Genomic DNA, 2,221 nt, shown 5'->3' with positions numbered 1-2,221 from the left:
AAAAGCAGATCAAGAGCAAGATCAAGAGCGGCTCGCTTCGCATCGTGGTTACCGTTGATCGGTAGTCTGATGTACTGAGGTGTCTGCATCGCAGGCAAGCCAGCTCCCACAGGGTTTTGTGTGGTGTCCGTTAGAGCTGGTAGTTTTTCAACTCCCTGGCAATCACCATCCGCTGAATCTCGCTGGTGCCTTCGTAAATCTGCGTGATCCGTGCATCCCGGTAGTAACGCTCCACCGGGTAATCCTCCAGGTACCCATAGCCACCATGGATCTGCATTGCCTTGGAGCAGACCCGTTCGGCCATTTCCGAGGCGAACAGCTTGGCCTGGGAGGCTTCGGACAGGCACGGTTTGCCGGCAGTGCGCAGGCGCGCAGCATGGAGGATCAGCAGGCGCGCAGCGTTGAGCTGGGTTTGCATGTCGGCCAGCAGGTTGGCCACGCTCTGGTGTTCGATGATCGCCTTGTCGAACTGCACCCGATCACGGGCGTAGGCCAGCGCGGCTTCAAACGCGGCGCGGGCAATGCCCAGGGCCTGGGCGGCGATGCCGATGCGTCCGCCTTCGAGGTTGGAGAGGGCGATGGCCAGGCCCTTGCCGCGCTCACCCAGCAGGTTGGCTTCGGGAACCTTGCATTGGTTGATCGTGACGGCGCAGGTGTCTGACGCACGAATACCCATCTTGTGCTCGGTGCGGTCGACCACGAAACCTGGGGTATCGGTGGGCACCAGGAACGCCGAAATGCCTTTCTTGCCCAGTTCCGGGTCGGTCACGGCGAACACGATGGCCAGCTTGGCGCGCTTGCCGTTGCTGACGAACTGCTTGGCGCCATTGATGACCCATTGCCCGTCACGCAACTCGGCACGGGTGCGCAGGTTATGGGCTTCGGAACCGGCCTGGGGTTCTGTCAGGCAGAAGCAACCGATGGCTTGGCCACTGGCGAGTTCGGCCAGCCAGGTGTTTTTCTGTTCGGTTGTGCCGTAGTTGAGGATCGGCCCGCAACCCACTGAATTATGGATACTCATCAGCGCGCCCGTAGCAGCGTCACCGGCGGAGATTTCCTCCACGGCCAGGGCATAGGCGACGTAATCGACATAGGTGCCGCCCCATTCTTCCGGTACCACCATGCCCAGCAGGCCCAGCTCACCCATCTTCGCCACCAGGGCGTCGTCGATCCAGCCGGCTTTCTCCCAGGCTTGGGCATGGGGGGCGATTTCGCCACGGGCAAAATCCCGCGCCATGTCTCGGATCATCACTTGTTCTTCAGTGTATTCAAGATCTTGCATGGCTTATTTCCCAATCTGCACGAAGTCGCGGAAGAAGCTCTCGACATGGCTGGCATCCAGCGCATGGAGGGTGGGTGGGTTCCACTTCGGAGTCTTGTCCTTGTCGATGATCAGGGCGCGAACCCCTTCGATCAGGTCGCCGCGTTCGAACCACTGGCGGTCCAGGTGCAGTTCGAGGGCAAAGCACTGTTCCAGTGGCAAGTGGCGGCCGCGGCGCAGCATCTCCAGGGTCACGGCCATGGCCAGGGGCGAGCGGGTCTGCATGAGGTTGGCGGTGGTCAGCGCCCAGTCATGGCTATCGGCCACGGTCACTTGTTGCAGTTGCTCGACGATGCTGGGCACGTCCGGCAACCCGAAAAAGTGGTCAATGGCCGGGCGCAAGGCCGCCAACGGGGCGTCGGGCAATTGCTGCACGGCGAGCTTGGCGAGTGCGCCTTGCAAGTCCTTGAGCGGCGAGTCGTGCCATTGCAGGCCGTCGAGTTTCTGGTCCAGCTCAACCAGCTTGGCGCTGTCGATGTACCAGTCTGCCAGCCCGCAATACAAGGCATCCGCCGCGCGAATCTGCACCCCGGTCACCCCAAGGTAGGTGCCCAGCTCGCCAGCAATACGCGAGAGAAAATAGCTGCCACCTACATCCGGGAAGTACCCGATGGCCACTTCCGGCATGGCCAGGCGGCTGCGTTCGGTGACCACCCGCAGGTCCGCGCCTTGCACCAGGCCCATGCCACCGCCGAGGACGAAGCCGTCCATCAATGCCAGTACGGGTTTACGGCAGTGGTGAATGGCCAGGTCGAGGGCATATTCCTCGACGAAGAAATCCTGGTGCAGGGTGTCGCCTTGCTTGAAGCTGTCGTACAGCGAACGGATGTCGCCGCCAGCGCAAAAGGCTTTTTCACCGGCGCCGCGCAGTACCACGGCGTAGATCTCGGGCTGTCTCTT

At 61.7% G+C, this 2,221-nt stretch carries 2 protein-coding genes; both read right to left on the bottom strand.

All coding sequences use genetic code 11. The features are described 5' to 3' along the window. Nucleotides 1-130: 130 nt before the first annotated feature. Entirely contained in the window at nucleotides 131-1,282 is a 1,152-nt protein-coding gene (locus tag E1K68_RS27450) for an acyl-CoA dehydrogenase family protein (protein ID WP_212614954.1), read from the bottom strand. Between the two features lie 3 nt (nucleotides 1,283-1,285). Continuing rightward, a partial coding sequence (locus E1K68_RS27445) for an enoyl-CoA hydratase/isomerase family protein (protein ID WP_212614953.1) occupies nucleotides 1,286-2,221 on the bottom strand: 936 nt, incomplete at its 5' end.

The sequence above is a fragment of the Pseudomonas sp. B2021 genome (assembly GCF_018135665.1).
GTDB lineage: Bacteria > Pseudomonadota > Gammaproteobacteria > Pseudomonadales > Pseudomonadaceae > Aquipseudomonas > Aquipseudomonas lactis.
This window is presented reverse-complemented; position numbering and strand designations above follow the sequence as displayed.